The following is a 17,589-nucleotide window of genomic DNA, read 5'->3' on the forward strand; positions in this document are numbered from 1 at the left end:
CGAGAATAGTGCCACATCTGAGTTTAAACTCACATCTTGCACCAATATCAGCAACGGGCTAGAAGCCCGTTCCACAAGAAAATCTACTTTTTGTGGAACAGGCCCGAAAGCCTGTTAAGCGAGAATAGTGCCACATCTGAGTTTAAACTCACATCTTGCACCAATATCAGCAACGGGCTAGAAGCCCGTTCCACAAAAAATAAACTTGATTGTGGAACGGGCATCTTGCCCGTTCTTAAGAAGAGTGCAAAATATTGGTTTGAGCTAATTGATTAATTTCTAATAACCAGCCTCCTCCTCGTACTCAGGAGTCTTAGTTTTCTCAGGGATATTCACCCGAGGAGCCTGGTAAGGCTTCGGTGCCTCATCGTCAGCCCAAGCATCAGCCTCCACATCATCCTCGTACTCCACCACCGGCTGCTTCGGGCGAGAAAACTCGGCGCGAGTGTATTGTGGCTTTTCCTCGTACTCCTCCTCGTAATCGTCCTCCTCGCCGCCCCAATTATCCTCTTCGTAATCCTCGTAATCGTCGATGGGCTGCTGCTGTACCTGCACCGCGCGCATCGGCGGCTGGCGAACCGCAGAGCGATTCCACTCTAAATCCTCATCCCAAGGAACTTCCTCCACCGCAGGCGCAGCTACCCTGCTCCGCATTTCCGGTGCGGGTATCCGCACGCCCGGGCCCAATTGATTTCCCGTAGCCACGGGTTTCGGATAATAACCTGCCTCGTCCTCTTCTCGTTCCCAAGGTGCTTGGCCCAAACCGACGCGCTCCAGCAAACCCACACTAAGCTGCCTGAGCCTTTCCTCGGAACCTTCAAACACAATCAAGCGATTCGGGCCGCTGCTGACAATTTCTTCAATCCCCAACTCGTAAGTGCTGAGAACTTGGTCGGGGATTTGGGGGATTCCCAGGGAAGCGATAATTATAGAAACTAACTTACCGTCTTCGGGGTCGAACCTAAAGCCCCGCACCCTACCTAAAAGTTCGCCGGTTTCGGTAATAACTTCGCTGTTAATCAAAATGCTGTAGACTTCAACATCAACATCATCTTCGATCGCGCTCTCATCTTCCACCAACAGCACGTCGCCGATTTCGCTGACATTGCTGAGGAACATAAACCTCGGCATTCCAGCGACCGCAAATATATTATCACGCAGACCGATCGCCACAACTTCCCGCCGATCGATGTCCACCCACAATTGACTAACCACCCCCAAGCGTTTACCTCTGTCGCGGGTGATGACCTGAGTGCCTAGAATGTCGGAGCGTTGGCAGATTTGTTCGGATGTCATTCTAACTTTAATCCTGATTTATTAAGTACATATATCACTCAACACGAGCGTTAACAGAAACTCCGGGACTACAACTTCAGTCCTATGACTTGAGTATAAGCTCCCCGCGCTTGAGTAACGCCAATTGTACGCTCAGCCGATTGAATCATAGGTCGCCGCAAACTCACAACAATAAACTGGGCTTGTTCAGACTGTCGTTTTATCATTCTAGCTAATCGCTCCACATTTGCCCCATCCAGAAACATATCCACTTCATCAAAAGCGTAAAACGTAGACGGGCGGTAGCGTTGCAGCGCAAAAATAAAACTCAGCGCCGTCAACGACTTTTCGCCTCCAGACATGGAAGCCAGCCGCTGTACGGGTTTGCCCTTCGGGTGAGCCACCAAATTCAAGCCACTGCTGAAGGGGTCTTCCTGGTCATCTAGCTGGAGATAGCCATCGCCTTCGGAAAGTTCCGCAAAGATAGTCTGGAAGTTCTCGTTAACTGCGTCGAAAGCTTCCTTAAAAGCGCGCCGCCTGAGTGTGGTAAAATTTTCGATTCTCAACAGCAGTTCAGTGCGTTCTCCTTCCAATGTCGTCAATTTTTGACTCAATTCTTGAAGGCGTTCTTGAGTGCGGTTGTACTCTTCCAAGGCTAGCATATTGACAGGTTCTAAAGCTTGAATGCGTTTGGCGATCGCCTTTACTTCCTGCTGCAATTCCGTCAAATTGGCTTTCTCGACATTTTCAGGAATCGACGGCACGGGGTCGGGCATTTCCGCCCGCTGCGTTTCCAATAGAGTGCGGATTGCGGCCAATTGTTCCCGGCGTTCTTGCTGGGTTTCGTGGAGTTTTTGCAACTGCCATTGTAACTGCTGTTTGGCTAAATGCTGTTCTCGCAGTTGAGATTCCGCCCGATCGCGATCTCCCTTCTGCACGCCCAATTTTTCCTCAATTTCCCCCAAAGCCGCCTTAGCTGTGGCAATTTGTCCATCGAGTTCTAACTGCTGCGAAACAATGCGATCGAGTGCATCCGCCCCCGCGTTTTGCTGCACTTGCCATTCCTGCAATTTCTCGCTGCCTTCCTTAATTTTGTCTTCCAAACGCCCGAATTGATTTTCCAAGTCTACAAGGCGTTGCTGGACGTTTCTCAGAGCCAATTCTCGCTCTTGCAGTTGCGCTTCCAGAGCGCGCAAACCCGATTGCATTTGCTGCCATTCGCTGTGACTGTTTGACTCTTCCAACTGCGCCAAAGTTTGCCGGTACTGCTGCAATTGAGTTTCTTGTGCGGGCAATTCTCGTTCCAGCAACTGCAATCTCGATCGCGAATTAGTTAATTCCTGTGTATTTTTCGCAATTTGCGATCGCACTTGTTCCTGTTGCGCTTGCAAATTCTTAATTTCTGAATCCAACTGTTCCAAGCGCAACTGATTTTCGCGCAAATTCTGTTTCGCTTCCATCAATTCTTGGCTGCGAGTTTTTACTGCAACAGAAGCGCGATCGATCGCAATTTTGCACCGTTCCAAAATCCGCTCAATTTCCTCCAACCTTTCTTGCAAAGACGCGATCGTCCGCGCTTCACTAGCAGCCTCACTAGCCTCAACCGTGCCAAAATGTAAGGTAGATCTATTAGTAGAACTTCCCCCAGTCATCGCCCCGCTGGTTTCCAAAATTTCCCCGTCCAAAGTGACAATTCGGTACTGTCCCAAATAGCGGCGGGCATCACTGAGGTTGCTAAACACAACCGTACTGCCAAAAACGTAAGCAAAAATTTCCTGATACCGCGAATCGCAATCAATCAAATTCACAGCCGCATCCACAAACCCAGCCGCGCGCCGCAAATTTTCATTCACCGAATACCTGCCGCCCCTAATCTTATTCAAAGGCAAAAACGTCATCCTTCCCGCCCGTTTTTGTTTCAACAATTCGATCGCAGCAGCAGCCACGCTGTCATCTTCCACCACCATATTTCCCATGCGCCCGCCCGCCGCAATTTCCAGGGCTAATTGATAGCGTGGTTCTACCCTGCCGAGTTGAGCCACCAAGCCGCAAACTCCGCCAATTCCGCTTTGCGCGACAATTTTTGCCGTAAACGTTCCGGTCGCTTCTTGCAGTGCTTGAAACTGCACTTCTAGCTTGTCTAATTTGCGCTGTCTTTCCCGCTGTTCTTCCAACAAACGAGTTTGAGTTTCCTGTTGCAGTTGCAATTCTTGTTCGGCTTCGACTAAAATCTGATTTAGCGATTCTACTTGCAAAGAAGTAATGCCTTTGGTTTCCACAAGGCGAGATTGCTGCTCTTTTTTCGCTGTAATTTCCTGTTCCAATACTTGCAGCGATTGGTTTTGTTCTTGAATTTGGCTTTCCAGGCGATCGGCTCTTTCTCCGATAGTAGCTTGTTCTGTACGCTGCGGTTCCAAAGTTTGTTGAATTGTTTCGATTTGGCGGTGCAGTTCCGTTTGCTGCTGTACCCAAACTTCGGCCGTCGAGGCGATCGCACTTGCAACTTCTCGACTTTCATCTAAACTTTTCTGGGCTGCGTCCCGCTGTTCCTGCAAACTTCCTGTTTGAGACTTAACATAAGATATTTCAATCTCAATTTGCTCCAAACTTTGCCGAAATTGCCGAACTTCTGACTCGGTTTGTGCTATATTAGCAGCCAGTTGCCCAGCAGTTGTTTCCAAATCCTGTTTGCGGTTTTGCAGTTGTCGCCGTTCCGCTTCCTGAGTCGCAATCGTGGCTTGCAAAGCCAACAATTCCGACTCTCCCAAAGCTTTAACGCGGGCATTCAGCGCATCAAGTTCGGCCGTTGCTTCTTGAATTTGGGTGCTAATTGTTTGCAGTTGTTCGGTGAGAGATGCAGAAGTGCGATCGCCCGTTTCGATTTGTTCTCGCAGTTTCCATTCTTGTTGCTGTAATTGCCGGAATTTCAGCACAATTTCCCACTGCGACTTTTCTTGAAATTCCGCCCGCAATTTTTGATATTTTTCCGCTTTTGTGCGATCGGAAGCAAGTCTATCCCGCTGAGAAATCAGCTCTTTTTCCACAATTCGGCTGCGTTCTTCCACATCCTTAACTTCATCCAACTTTTGCCTAGCTAAAGAGATTTTGCGATCGAACTGAGCCACCCCAGCCAATTCGTCAATGATTTCTCTGCGTTCCTTAGAATTCATCGAAATAATGCTGGTAACGTCTCCTTGTAGGACGACGTTATAGCCTTCGGGATAAATTCGCAAACGGTTGAGTTGTTCGTGAAGTTGAGTCAGCGTGCAAGGTTGGCCGTTAATGTAATAAGTTGAAGTGTAAGTACCTTGGCGAGTTACCCGAAGTTTGCGGGTTACACTCCACTCATCCGGTTTTGGATTTTGGATTTTGGATTTTTTATTAGTAGCGAGTAGTTGCCCGTTGTTGTCTTGAGTTGCTGCGATTTCTATCTCTTCTACGTCTTCAACAGATAACTCATCCGATTTTGGATTTTGGATTTTGGATTTTCGATTGACAGCAGGTGATTGGCCGTTGTTGTCTTGAGTTTCGGTAATTTTTATCCCTTCGGCTTCTGCAACAGATAGAGGCGATTCTTGATTGACAGAAGATGATTGGCCGTTGTTGTCTTGAGTTTCGGTAATTTTTATCCCTTCGACTTCCTCTGCTTCAACAGATAACTCATCTGCTGCATTTTCATCCTCATCTTCATCGCGGGCGAACCATTCCTCTCCCACATCTTCCAGGGCAAAAGTCGCAGTCACGCTAGCTTCGATCGTACCGCGTTTGTTTTGGGCGCTGTTCACCAAATCCGGCAAACGTTCAGCCCGCATTCCCTTAGAACTCGAAAGTCCGAGACAAAACAGCAAAGCGTCGAGGATGTTGGACTTCCCAGAACCGTTGGGCCCGGAAACCACAGTAAAACCGGGCAGCACGGGAATGGCCGTCGTGCCGCCAAAAGATTTAAAGTTAGTCAGTTCGATCCGTTTAATGTGAACCATGTGCTAGGAGTAGCTTTGGCTCTAGGTTGTTGTCACAGGGTAGCACAGGCAATGGGGCGATCGACAATGTGTTAACTTTCTGGCATTGTCGATCGAACCGATATCTTACACCTTTCTCAACAACAAAGTCAGCTTTTACTTCAAAAGATAGTTGACAAAAGTACAACATCTGCGACCAGAGCTACCGCTACAAATGAACGTAAATTTTGATACAGATAACTCCATGAGACTCGATCGAAATTATTTGTGCAATTAAACCTGAAAGCCTTGCCCCTAGTGAATTCCAGCAAATATAATTGTGGGAATTCCTCATGTTCCCCCTAGACATATAAAAACTTTCCGGTAAAATCGAACCAAAATTAATAATGTATAAAGTAACGAAGCGAATTATGGAGGGCAAACCCATTACACCAGCTCAGAACTCATCTAACCTGCCAGCTTCACCTGAAAGCGACCAACAAGTATTGCAAATTTGGGGTCGCCAGCCTCTTAAAGGACACGTCAAAATCAGCGGCGCCAAAAACTCGGCCTTAGTAGTCATGGCAGGATCCCTGCTATGCCCAGAGGATTGCCGTCTCCGCAACGTTCCCGGTCTAGTCGATGTCGCCCGCATGGGGCAAATTCTCTCGGCTGTAGGAGTCAACTTACAGCAGAACGGCGACGTTTTAGACATCAACGCCAGCAACCTCATAGACGCTCAAGCCCCCTACGAATTAGTCAGCCAACTGCGGGCGAGCTTCTTCATCATCGGGCCACTGCTAGCGCGTTTGGGATTTGCTAAAGTCCCCTTGCCCGGTGGGTGCGCCATCGGCGCCCGACCCGTTGAACTCCACGTTCGCGGTCTGCAAGCCCTCGGCGCCGAAGTCCACATCGACCACGGCACGGTTCACGCTTACGTCAAAGGGCCGAACCGCCGCCTGAAAGGAGCCAAAATTTATTTGGACTACCCCAGCGTCGGCGCAACTGAAACTTTGATGATGGCGGCGACTCTGGCGGAAGGAGAAACCGTGATTGAAAATGCGGCTCAAGAGCCGGAAGTCGCAGATTTGGCGAATTTCTGCCGCGCCATGGGAGCAAAAATTCAAGGCGCTGGCACGAATACGATCGTCATTTCGGGAGTTCCCAAGCTGCACGCCGTAGACTATTCAATTATTCCCGATCGCATTGAAGCCGGAACATTTTTAGTAGCCGGAGCCATCACTCACTCCGAAATCAGTTTGTCGCCGGTAATTCCCGACCACCTGACCGCAGTCATTGCCAAATTGAAGACAATTGGGGCGAAAATTATTGCAGAATCCCCCGACATTTTGCGGATAGTTCCCGGCCAAACTCACTCGGCCACAGACATCGAAACTCTGCCTTACCCTGGTTTCCCCACAGATATGCAGGCTCAGTTTATGGCTTTGCTGACACTGAGCGAAGGCGACAGCTTGATCAAAGAAACCGTGTTTGAGAATCGCTTGCGCCACGTAGCAGAACTCAACCGCATGGGCGCAGACATTCGCCTTAAAGGCAATGTCGCGATTGTGCGCGGAGTGTCGCGGCTGTCCGGTGCGCCAGTAGTGGCAACAGATTTGCGGGCTTCGGCGGCGTTAGTATTAGCGGGACTTGCCGCCGATGGTGTCACCACCATCAGCAGCTTGCAGCACTTAGACCGCGGCTATGAGCAGTTAGAGGTGAAACTGCAAAAATTGGGAGCTAAGTTGCGACGCGTCAAAGAGGGTACAGACCCGGCGACTGCTGAGGCTCCTGTCAATCCCGTGCGATCGGGTTTAAACTGTTAATTAGTCAGTTGACCGTTGACTGTTGACTGTTGACGGTTAACTGTTGACGGTTGACGGTTGACTGTTAACTGTTGACTAATGAATAATCACTACAATGTCGAACCTACCGCTCATCGGTTTAAAAGCAGACCAGTTTCGCCACCCGCTAGACTTGGAAGCCACCAACACTCTCAAACAACTTCCCGGCCTGGATTTGATGGTGCGGCAGTTGCTAGGACAACTTGGCGAACAGTTTTTCATGCTGGAAAATCTGGCTTCCAGCGTCCAAGTCGGCGAAAATCAATTGCCCCACCTGCATCAATTACTGTTGGATGCCTGCAAAACTCTTGATTTGGAACCGCCGCAGCTTTATGTCCGCCAGCATCCGATGCCGAATGCTTACACCTTTGCGATGCGGGGAAAACAGCCTTTTGTGGTGATGCACACTTCTCTGATTGATTTGCTCACAGATGAGGAAGTTAAGGCAGTAATTGCTCACGAGTTGGGGCATTTGAAGTGCGAACACGGAGTTTACCTGACTCTGGCTAATTTAATTGTGTTGGCCGCCGGCCAAATTTCGCCGGTGGGAGCCGTACTGGCCCAGGGTTTGCAGGCGCAAATGTTGGAATGGTTGCGGTGTGCAGAATTTACGTGCGATCGCGCCGCCTTGCTCGCCACTCAAAACCCAAAAGTGGTAGCATCACTGTTGATGAAACTGGCCGGAGGTTCGCCGACTTTAGCTTCCAAACTGAATGTCGATGCGTTTTTGGCGCAGGCGCGAGCCTACGACGACCTCAGCAGCACTCAACTGGGAGAAATGCTCAAACAAGCTCAGACGGCTCAGTTGTCCCATCCTGTACCAGTATTGCGCGCCAGAGAGATCGATCGCTGGGCAAGTTCAAAAGATTATGAATCTCTTGTGCAAAATCGATCGGTGTATTATGATGCTGAAACCAACAAAAAGGGCGGGTGGCGAAATTGGTAGACGCATCAGACTCAAAATCTGACACCGAAAGGTATGAGAGTTCGATTCTCTCCCCGCCCACTACCAGAAAACTCGGTGATGTATTAATAAAGAACTTTGTGAGCAGCACTCAACTGGGAGAAATGCTCAAACAAGCTCAGACGGCTTAGTTGTCCCATCCTGTACCAGTATTGTGGGCCAGAGAGATTGATCGCTGGGCAAGTTCAAAAGATTATGAATATTTGCTTGCAGGAAATCGATCTGTGTGTTATGATGGTGACACCAAAAAGGGCGGGTGGCGAAATTGGTAGACGCATCAGACTCAAAATCTGACACCGAAAGGTATGAGAGTTCGATTCTCTCCCCGCCCATTGCCAGAAAACTCGGTGATGTATTAATAAAGAACGGTGGGCTTGGTAGCTCCAAGTGCATATCTCATCACTTTAACTCGCCCTTGCTGGTGGCTGTCGTTGCTAGCCGAGTATTTTCCCAAATTCAGTTGAAATAACTGGTGAGCAACCGCACTATTACTTTCATCTGCTTTTTTATGTAATAAAAACAGAAAAAGATGAGTAATCAGGCAAGCAATATATCTTCTTTGGATTTAGCTATGGTTCCAGGGACAGTGTATATCCAAGATTGTGTCTCAAATCAGTTAAGTAAACTGTATACTCTTGATTTAGCCACAGGTAAAGCAACATTCATCGGTGAGATCATTACAGAAGTTTATGATATTGCCTTTGTTGATTCACAACTCTATGGCATTGATCGAGAAGGCGACACAACGCAGCTTGTAAAAATTGACATCAAAACGGGCGATACGGCTGTCATTGGGGATACGGGCTTTGCTACAGCCGGCTTGGCTTATAATGCCCAACGTCAAACCCTTTATGCCACCACAGCTAAACAACTGATTGCCCTTGATATCAAAACAGGAAAAGGTACACCAGTAGCTACCGTAGCTAATAAAGACTACAACTGTGGCGAAGTTGCCTTTGATAGCAATGGCATAGCATATATCACATTAATTGGCTACCAAAAGAAGAAATTACTTGCTAGATGCAATCTCGATACTAGCGAAGTTAAAACTATTGGTGATACCGGATTTCCTGGTATTGGCAGTATGGAATTTGTTGGCAATGTCCTTTATGGCGTTACTGGCAGATTTTTTAATTTGGGAAAAGACGGTCAATTAATCCGCATTAATACCAAGACAGGTAAAGGCACATTAGTGGCTCAAACCAAGCCTAGCGGTCGTTGGGCAGGAATTGCGGTTTATCAACCAGCAGCAGAAGTGATCGCAACCATCACTTCAAAAGGTAAGACTGAAACGGCACAAGGTGCAACAACTACTACAACCGGTGACGAAACTATGAAACTGTTAACGATTGATACCAAAGAAAACTGTTACGTTATCAATACCGCTCAGATGAATAGCTTGCAACAAAATGTTGCTAAGTCTCTGACATTAGACAAAGGAACTTTTGACATCCAAATTACCAGTGGTAGCTACAGTTATAGTGCCGACAATACCGTCGCTGAGCCTTTTGTTTTTCTCTGGATTTATGGACTTGATGACAGTACCTTTATCAACACAAAGACAGGTGTTGAGACAGGTGCAACTTGGGCAACTTTAAACGGCTATAACGACAAATTGCAGTTAGACATCAAAGAAAAAGCTGTAGTCTGTGCTTTATTCTTTGATACTTATAGTGGTGATAATCAAGGACAAGTCACTGTTTCAATCACTGGCAATCAACAGTTTAACCCCCAAACTTTAACCGTTGATAGCAAGGAAAACTGCTATTCGCTGGATGGCAATTATCTCTCCACTCTTAAAAAAGCCAATGCTAATTCTATCGAGTTAGCCCCAGGGAACTATCGCGTCAAGATTCGGGAAAGCAATGCCACTTATGGAGCAGAAGCCAAAAAATTCCAATTAGAACCTTGGGCGTTACTGTTGCTTCAAGGGGGAAAATTTATCTCCAAGTTGACAGGAATTGAACTTAGCGAAAGTTGGTGTTCCTTAAATGGCTTCAAAGATGACGTTATTTTTGAAGTCAAACAAAAAACCACCCTCTCCGGCTTCTTTTTTGATACATACATAGAAGATAACGAAGGGCAAGTTGTTTTAGAAATCAACAACATCAGCGATCTAGAAGTAGCCCAAGAATATGCACAGTCATCAGTAAAACCTGGTACGGGCAGCAGCGGAAGCACTGTTAGTGTAGTGGGTGGTGGCAGTACAAGTAGCTCTGGCAGTACAACTAGCTCTGGTGGTACAACTAGCTCTGGTGGTACAACTAGCTCTGGTGGTACAACTAGCTCTGGTGGTACAATTAGCTCTGGTGGTACAATTAGCTCTGGTGGTACAATTAGCTCTGGTGGTACAACTAGTCCGGTTCCTGAAAATATCAATATTGGCAGTGGATTTGGGTTCACTTTTGACCAAGCTCAGATGGAACAAATGTGGCAGCAAATGGCAGCCCAAATCAATAGTTCCATCACAGTAACAGATGACCCGAACGAGAAAAAAGAAGCTTATTGGGACAATTTGGAAAAATGGCTGCTTAAAGGCTATCAAACTCAAGCTAAAGACTTAGGGATGAAGGTAGCACGGCTGGAGTTTATGCTTAAGACTCTTACCCAACAAATGGAAGTTAGTTTTAATCAGAATTTCCATAATTGGTCGGGGTACTTCAACAAAAATCTCAACGACTTATTTATTTCCCGAATCCCCCGCATTGTTAGTGAGCAGGTGAATTTAAGAATCTCTGAACAAACCCTAGAGATTAAAAACTTAGTGCTGCAACAAATGCAAACCGAACTCAATGAGCGTGTTGAGTCCGTCGTTAATCTCAAAGTGTCTAATCAGACTCAAGAAGTTAAGAACCTCGTAGTTCAGCAAATGCAAACTGAACTTGAGCAACGGATTGAGAATGCAGTTAACATCAAAATTGCCAGTCAGTCTACGGAGATTAATACCCAGGTAATTAATCAAATGTCGGCTGATATTGATGAGCGCATTAGTAACTCCGTTAATGTCCAAATCGCGAATCAATCTCAAGAGATCACTAATCAGGTAATTCAGCAACTCCAACATAATATTGATCAGCGTGTTGAGAATGTGGTGAACATCAAGATTTCTGATCAAACCCAGAATGTGAAGAATCTGGTGATTCAGCAAATGCAAACTTACATCGATCAACGCATCGATAATGTCGTGAACCTCAAAGTGTCTAATCTATCTCAAGATATTAACACTCAAATTGTTCAGCAAATTCAACACGACATGGATCAGCGGATTAATGCGGTAGTTAATCTCAAAATTGCTGACCAAAGCCAAAACATTAAAAATCTGGTCATTCAGCAGATTGAAGCTAACATGGACAAACGCATCAGTACGATTGTTAATCAATCTAGCAATAATAGCGTGCAGTTAGTGACTAATAATGTTGTCAATGATCTTGACAATCGCATTAATACTAGCTTGGATAACAAGATTCTCAACTTCCGTAATGATGTCTCTACTCTCGTCAATCAGGAGCTGAACCAAAACTTCACGCAGAACCTCAAAAATACGATTTTTGCAGAATTGAAACAGCAACAATTCTACCTGGATATGAACTTGATTAAGTCAGAAGTTGAGAACTTCTACTCTAATCTTGCACAGTTTGAGAATCAGTTCTATTTACGCATTGAACAAGGGGACACTCAACTGTATAATTGGACGCTGGAACAACTTATTGCTCTCCAAGGCTGCTTAACAGATCGTCAGGCTTTAGGGGATATCTTTGAATCTTTCGCCAAGAGACTCAAAGACGAATTAGAGAATGCTGAATGCGTTCGTCCCGATCGTTTTAGTTCTTGGGTAAGAACAGATATGCGGTCACAATTTCAACCTACGCAATCTCCGGGATTACCACAAGGTTAATCAGTAGGTAGACGTATATATTGGATGTCCGAAGAAAGTAAGGAAGCAATCCCAAACTGCAAGCGAATTGCTTCCTTCCTCTATTCGGACATGATGGTATTGATTTATCTTCACCGCCAATTGCTAAAAAAGCTTAATAAATCTAGGGTTCCAGGTAGGCTACCGGGAACCCTAATTTATATGGCATGGGGAATCGGGCATCGGGAATTGCGAATTGGTAACTAAGGACAACAGTCAACAGTCAACAGTCAACAGTCAACAGATTTTATGGGTGAAATCGCCGCTTTAGGCGCTGCATTTGTCTGGGCTCTATCTTCCACTATCTGGCAGCGAGTGGGACAGCAAATCCCCGCAGTGGTGCTAAACTTGCTCAAAGGCGCGATCGCCCTTTTCATGCTCCTTGCCACTACACTAATTTTAGGCAAATCTTTACCAGCACTCAATCCCCATATTTTAGCAATGCTGCTGATCAGCGGTGGCCTAGGAATTGGCATCGGAGACACCGCTTTCTTTATCGTATTAAAATATTTAGGCGCGAGGCGAACGCTGCTTTTAGAAAGCCTATCTCCACCTTTAACAGCTTTATTGGGCTTAATATTTTTGCAAGAAAAGTTATCGCCCATTGCTTGTACTGGCATTCTTTTAACAATCTGCGGCGTAGCGTGGGTAATTGCAGAACGAACAGCAGAAACAACCTTATCATCAAAACATTTGTGGCAAGGATTAGCCATTAGTTTATTAGGACAAACATCTCACGCCATTGGAGCTATTTTATCTCGCGCTGCCTTCACTCAAATAGATATTGATCCCCTGTGGACAGCAGCCTTGCGTTTGAGCGGTGGCATGGCAGTCATGCTATGCTTTTTGAATCCAAAAAACCTTGACAGTTTCAAACAATTAAAAGCGCCAAAACTCTTAGGTGCAATAATTATAGCAGCTTTTTTAGGAACATATCTCGGAATTTTCCTGCAACAGACTGCGCTGAAATATGCACCCGCAGGAATAGCTCAAGCACTCTGTTCTACCAGTCCCCTATTTATACTGCCTTTAGCGGTGCTGGCGGGCGAAAAAGTGAGCCTTCGGGCTGTTGTGGGGGTAGTTGGTGCGATCGGCGGAATCGCCTTATTATTGGGTTTGAAGTGATTAGATTTGAGACAGAAGTGTTGCGTGTCGCTAAACAATCAAAAAATAGGCTCTTGCTTAGTTAGTGTCCTTAAATATTAGTTTAAGTAGCCCAAAACGGGTATTTCATACATACTTAGTATGCTCAAATATAGCAATCGTCGCATCATTTGTGAATTTCTTACTCCCTCCCCTCGGGTTCGGGGTGAGTTGGGGTGGGGTAAAAAATTTACGACTCCTGCAAGGATTGCTATATTAGTTTAACTAATCAAAAACTCAACTACGTCTGAATTGACTGAAAAAACGCATCAATTTAAGTTAAATAATTAGTCAGTTTATTACCATTGCCCAAGACCTCGAAACTCTGATAGAATAACAACTGGGACAAGTTAAAATCAAACTATCCAGAGCAATTGAAAAGAAAATTGCAACCGATCGCCAGAATGAAGAGGAAGTGATTTATGCTTCTCATACTTGGGTAAAACAATTGGCAGAAATCCGTAAGGATTTTGACGTGATTATCCAGTACATCACGCAGGGAACAGCTAATCCGAATAGTTGAAGCTGAAAAAGTGCGATCCCCCTTACATCCCAACTTGTCAAAAGCACGCGCGGCGCAGCTATCCCGTAGGGAATCGCCCCTTCAACATGAATTATTTAAACTAACTCTGACACTCTCAGCCGCCCTTCTACTGGTTCATACTCATCCTCTAAGAGCCAATACTGCGCTTCATCATAACTCTGACTAGAAAACACAACTTTATAACCCTCAGCCGGATCGTATATCCGACAATTTCCCTCAGCGTCACTGAGTAACAAAAGCAGATAAGGCGGTGAAAGATTTGGATCGATCCATACTTCTGTAAATTCCCAGTTATTCTTCACTAAATCGACTTCGAGGCGTAACGTGGTATCGGTTTTCTGCATCAATTTTTATGTCTCCGTAGTAAAGTAAAAGACGGCTACCATCCGGGTCAACTCTATAACCAATTGATTCAGCAAAAAACATACCATAACGATCGTAGCCCCGAATCGTACCTGTAAATTCTCCATCTTCTATTATGGCTTGAGCTACCTGATTCATAGTAGCCTCATCGTTAAAAATATGAGCAGCACGTCCTTTATTAAGCAGTCTTCTCATTTGTGGCGTGTCTGGCAAGTGTTTAGCAATGTGCCTGCTGTCAAGAGTGATTTGGCGATTAATTCCACTCATTAATTAATTACTGAGCATACAAGTATGATTAAATCATGCGATCGCCCTTACGTCCCAACTTGTCAAAAAGCGCGATTTAAGGGCGATCGGATATAATCATCAACAACACGGCGATGGAGGAAACGGCAGTGCCGTTTCCTGATTGCGGGCTACTCTTACAAATTGCAACTCATATCGCCAGATAATTGACTGAAACGCGCATTTTCCCGATAGTCTACCGGACAGTCAATCACGCAAGGGACATCTTGAGCCAGGGCTTCTTTCAGAATCGGAATTAAATCCGTTGCAGATTCCACTCGATAGCCTTTTAAACCCATACTTTCGGCAAATTTCACAAAATCTGGATTGCCAAACTTGACGAAATCTGAATGACCAAAATAATCTTGCTGCTTCCATTCAATTAACCCGTAACCGCCGTCATTAAATATCAGCGTCACAAAATTAGTACCGACTCGCAAAGCAGTTTCTAACTCTTGGCAATTCATCATAAAACCGCCGTCGCCGGTGGCTGCTATTACTTTGCGATCGGGATAAACGAGTTTTGCAGCTACCGCACCCGGAATCGCAATTCCCATCGCCGCAAAGCCGTTGGAAATCAAACAGGTATTCGGGCGATCGCAATGATAGTGCCGCGCGATCCACATTTTGTGAGCTCCCACATCAGATATAAGAATATCTTCCGGGCCCAGGATTTGCCGCAAATCGTAAATGAGTTTTTGTGGCTTGATCGGGAAACCGTCGTCGGCTGCATATTGTTCGTACCCAGCGCGAATATCCGCCCGCAATTGCTTAGCAAAAGGGTCTACTTTCTCCATGCGATCGGCACGCTGCAAAATTTCATTGAGAGAATCAGAAATATCCCCCACAACTTCTATAAGAGGAATATAACTGCTGTCAATTTCTGCTGGCAGAGCTCCAATATGAATAATCGGAATTTTTCCTTCAGGATTCCACTTCTTCGGGGAATATTCAATCAAATCGTAGCCAACAGCAATCACTAAATCCGTTTCTTCAAAAGCACAGCTAATGTAATCGCGTTTTTGCAAGCCCGTCGTCCAAAGCGCCAAAGGATGAGTGTAAGGAATTACACCTTTGCCCATGAAAGTATTAGCTACAGGAATATTCAATCGAGTAGCAAATTGTGTCAAAGCATCGCTGGCGTTAGCGCGGATCGCGCCGTTTCCTACTAAAAGCAGAGGACTTTTTGCCTTGGAAATTGCCACAGCGGCTTTATTCAAGCTTTGGTAAGCGCCAAAAGTTTTTTCGCGGTTGTCTTTTGTTAGCGGCTGTCCTTCAGCAGGCATTGCTGCGATGTTTTCAGGTAAGTCAATGTGAACTGCTCCCGGCTTTTCACTTTGAGCTACTTTAAAAGCTTTGCGGACAATTTCGGCCGTCGTGCTGGGGCGAACAATTTGAGCATTCCACTTAGTAACTGGCGCAAACATGGCGACCAAATCTAAATATTGGTGCGATTCTATGTGCATTCTGTCTGTGCCGACTTGTCCGGTAATTGCTATTAAAGGAGCGCCGTCTAAGTTGGCGTCAGCAACTCCTGTCATTAAGTTAGTTGCGCCAGGGCCCAAGGTGGACAAGCAAACGCCGGCTTTGCCGGTGAGACGACCGTAAACGTCTGCCATGAATGCGGCGCCTTGTTCGTGGCGAGTAGTAATAAATTTAATTGAAGAGTTTCTCAGGGCTTCTAGAACTTCTAAATTTTCTTCTCCGGGAAGTCCGAAGACGTATTCGACGCCTTCATTTTCTAAACATTTTACCAATAGTTGAGCTGTGTTCATTTCCGTTTTTCTCCTCGGTTAATGGTTTTTTTTGTCTTTTTCAACCGATCGCAAAAATACTATATGGGAATTTTTAACCGCAGGTAAACGCAGATAAACGCAGACTTATGTAGATTTGTGCGATCGGTTGATAGAGTGGGAGCTTATTTCACCCACACTGTTTTTATGTTAACAAATTCGTGCATTCCTTGGATGCTCAATTCGCGTCCGTAACCGGAGCGTTTGATACCGCCGAAGGGCAATCTAGGGTCGGATTTTACTAAACCGTTGATGAATACCGCGCCCGCCTCTAGTTCGGAAATAAATCGATCGCTCTCTGAGTTTACTGTAGTCCAAGCTGACGCACCCAAGCCAAAAGATGTGCTATTTGCGAGTTCGATCGCCTCCTCGATGTCTGCAACTCGGAATACTAAAGCTACGGGCCCGAAAAATTCTTCTTGACGGGCAGAGGCATTCGGCGGAATATCTGTCAGAATAGTTGGCAAGTAGAAATTGCCGGCATTCTCTGACAATGGGCGGCCACCTGTCAGAAGTTTTGCTCCCGATTGGATGCAAGTTTGCACTTGATTGTCCAAATCTTTGAGGATTGCGGGAGTAGCTAAAGGGCCGATATCGGTTTCGGGCAACATCGGATCGCCTACTTTTAATTGCTCGAATTTTTCGACAAATCCTGTGATGAATTCGTCGGCAATCTCTTCTGCTAAAATAAAGCGTTTGGCGGCGATACAAGATTGACCGTTATTGAGCATCCGGGATGTCACAGCAGTTGATAAAGCTGCTGCTACATCGGCGCTCGACATCACAATAAATGGGTCGCTTCCTCCCAATTCCAGCACTACTTTTTTCAAATTTTTGCCCGCATTTGCTGCCAAACTTTCACCCGCTGGTTCGCTACCGGTGAGAGTTGCTGCTTTTATACGATCGTCCCCAACGATATCGGCTACTTTGTCGGCGCCGACTAACAAAGTTTGAAAAACTCCTTCGGGAAAGCCAGCTTCCCTGAAAATTTCTTCGATTTTCAAAGCGCACTGAGGCACGTTGGAAGCGTGTTTAAGCAAGCCCACATTGCCCGCCATCAGTGCTGGCGCCGCAAACCGAAAAACTTGCCAAAATGGGAAATTCCACGGCATAACGGCTAAAATAGGGCCCAGCGGTTGGTAGCGGACAAAGCTGCTGCTAGCGTCAGTGGTTGCCGGTACGTCTGCCATAAATTGAGCGGCATTTTTGGCGTAATACCGACAAACTAAGGCGCATTTTTCCACTTCGCCGATCGCAGATTTGAGCGTTTTGCCCATTTCCAGGGTCATCATTTCAGCGTAAATTTCGCGATCGCGCTCCAAGATGTCTGCAGCTTTCTGCATCCACAGAGCTCTCTGTTCAAACGGCAGGTGGTGGTATTTGTTAAAAGCTTGCTGTGCTAATTCCAGCTTAGCTTCTATTACCTCATCCGCGATCGGCTCGAAAGTTTTCAGCATTTCTCCCGTTGCCGGGTTGATAGTAGCAATAGCCATTGTTTCATCTCCTGTGTGAAAAACACAAAACTCC

11 protein-coding genes and 2 tRNA genes are annotated in these 17,589 nt (G+C 46.0%); 7 read left to right on the forward strand and 6 right to left on the reverse strand.

The window, feature by feature from the left end:
* Positions 1-279: 279 nt before the first annotated feature.
* On the reverse strand, positions 280-1,296 hold the full coding sequence (locus QUB08_RS06940) for a PRC-barrel domain-containing protein (protein WP_333224064.1): 1,017 nt from the start codon (positions 1,294-1,296) through the stop codon (positions 280-282).
* Between the two features lie 68 nt (positions 1,297-1,364).
* The gene (gene smc / locus QUB08_RS06945) at positions 1,365-5,255 is read right to left on the reverse strand and encodes a chromosome segregation protein SMC (protein WP_333224065.1); all 3,891 of its coding nucleotides are present in this window, start codon (positions 5,253-5,255) and stop codon (positions 1,365-1,367) included.
* A 365-nt stretch (positions 5,256-5,620) separates the two neighbouring features.
* Between smc and murA the strand changes: the two genes are divergently transcribed.
* The 7 genes from murA to QUB08_RS06980 all read left to right on the forward strand — a co-directional run bounded on the left by murA (position 5,621) and on the right by QUB08_RS06980 (position 13,059).
* Complete coding sequence (gene murA / locus QUB08_RS06950; RefSeq protein WP_333224066.1) at positions 5,621-7,039, forward strand: UDP-N-acetylglucosamine 1-carboxyvinyltransferase; 1,419 nt, start codon at positions 5,621-5,623, stop codon at positions 7,037-7,039.
* A gap of 94 nt (positions 7,040-7,133) precedes the next feature.
* Positions 7,134-8,003: a M48 family metallopeptidase gene (locus QUB08_RS06955; protein ID WP_333224067.1), complete on the forward strand. Its 870-nt coding sequence runs from the start codon at positions 7,134-7,136 to the stop codon at positions 8,001-8,003.
* Positions 7,982-8,063: transfer RNA gene (locus QUB08_RS06960), tRNA-Leu, on the forward strand. Before QUB08_RS06955 ends, QUB08_RS06960 begins: the two co-directional genes overlap by 22 nt.
* Positions 8,064-8,271: 208 nt before the next feature.
* A tRNA-Leu gene (locus tag QUB08_RS06965) sits at positions 8,272-8,353 on the forward strand.
* A 197-nt stretch (positions 8,354-8,550) separates the two neighbouring features.
* Positions 8,551-11,916 (forward strand): hypothetical protein, encoded by a 3,366-nt coding sequence (locus tag QUB08_RS06970; protein WP_333224068.1) that lies wholly within the window; start codon positions 8,551-8,553, stop codon positions 11,914-11,916.
* 24 nt (positions 11,917-11,940) lie between these two features.
* Positions 11,941-12,141 (forward strand): hypothetical protein, encoded by a 201-nt coding sequence (locus QUB08_RS06975; protein ID WP_333224069.1) that lies wholly within the window; start codon positions 11,941-11,943, stop codon positions 12,139-12,141.
* 42 nt (positions 12,142-12,183) lie between these two features.
* Complete coding sequence (locus QUB08_RS06980; RefSeq protein WP_333224070.1) at positions 12,184-13,059, forward strand: EamA family transporter; 876 nt, start codon at positions 12,184-12,186, stop codon at positions 13,057-13,059.
* A 636-nt stretch (positions 13,060-13,695) separates the two neighbouring features.
* On the opposite strand, the gene QUB08_RS06985 is transcribed toward QUB08_RS06980, so the two are convergent.
* The 4 genes from QUB08_RS06985 to QUB08_RS07000 all read right to left on the reverse strand — a co-directional run bounded on the left by QUB08_RS06985 (position 13,696) and on the right by QUB08_RS07000 (position 17,555).
* Positions 13,696-13,923, reverse strand: a complete 228-nt coding sequence (locus QUB08_RS06985; RefSeq protein ID WP_445242018.1) for a hypothetical protein — start codon at positions 13,921-13,923, stop codon at positions 13,696-13,698.
* A complete protein-coding gene (locus QUB08_RS06990) occupies positions 13,913-14,251 on the reverse strand; it encodes a DUF6972 family protein (RefSeq protein WP_333224072.1) in 339 nt (112 codons plus the stop codon). The genes QUB08_RS06985 and QUB08_RS06990 overlap by 11 nt, the downstream gene beginning before the upstream one ends.
* Before the next feature lie 155 nt (positions 14,252-14,406).
* Positions 14,407-16,044, reverse strand: coding sequence for an acetolactate synthase large subunit (locus QUB08_RS06995; RefSeq protein WP_333224073.1), 1,638 nt, complete (start codon positions 16,042-16,044; stop codon positions 14,407-14,409).
* Between the two features lie 143 nt (positions 16,045-16,187).
* On the reverse strand, positions 16,188-17,555 hold the full coding sequence (locus tag QUB08_RS07000) for an NAD-dependent succinate-semialdehyde dehydrogenase (protein WP_333224074.1): 1,368 nt from the start codon (positions 17,553-17,555) through the stop codon (positions 16,188-16,190).
* Positions 17,556-17,589: the final 34 nt, after the last annotated feature.

The organism is Microcoleus sp. BR0-C5 (genome assembly GCF_036705045.1).
GTDB lineage: Bacteria > Cyanobacteriota > Cyanobacteriia > Cyanobacteriales > Microcoleaceae > Microcoleus.

Excerpts from the sequence above, each read along its gene's own strand:
- QUB08_RS06940 (WP_333224064.1), bottom strand. The coding sequence starts at position 1,296 with ATGACATCCGAACAAATCTGCCAACGCTCCGACATTCTAGGCACTCAG.
- smc (WP_333224065.1), bottom strand. The coding sequence starts at position 5,255 with ATGGTTCACATTAAACGGATCGAACTGACTAACTTTAAATCTTTTGGC.
- murA (WP_333224066.1), top strand. The coding sequence starts at position 5,621 with ATGTATAAAGTAACGAAGCGAATTATGGAGGGCAAACCCATTACACCA.
- QUB08_RS06955 (WP_333224067.1), top strand. The coding sequence starts at position 7,134 with ATGTCGAACCTACCGCTCATCGGTTTAAAAGCAGACCAGTTTCGCCAC.
- QUB08_RS06970 (WP_333224068.1), top strand. The coding sequence starts at position 8,551 with ATGAGTAATCAGGCAAGCAATATATCTTCTTTGGATTTAGCTATGGTT.
- QUB08_RS06975 (WP_333224069.1), top strand. The coding sequence starts at position 11,941 with ATGTCCGAAGAAAGTAAGGAAGCAATCCCAAACTGCAAGCGAATTGCT.
- QUB08_RS06980 (WP_333224070.1), top strand. The coding sequence starts at position 12,184 with ATGGGTGAAATCGCCGCTTTAGGCGCTGCATTTGTCTGGGCTCTATCT.
- QUB08_RS06990 (WP_333224072.1), bottom strand. The coding sequence starts at position 14,251 with ATGAGTGGAATTAATCGCCAAATCACTCTTGACAGCAGGCACATTGCT.
- QUB08_RS06995 (WP_333224073.1), bottom strand. The coding sequence starts at position 16,044 with ATGAACACAGCTCAACTATTGGTAAAATGTTTAGAAAATGAAGGCGTC.
- QUB08_RS07000 (WP_333224074.1), bottom strand. The coding sequence starts at position 17,555 with ATGGCTATTGCTACTATCAACCCGGCAACGGGAGAAATGCTGAAAACT.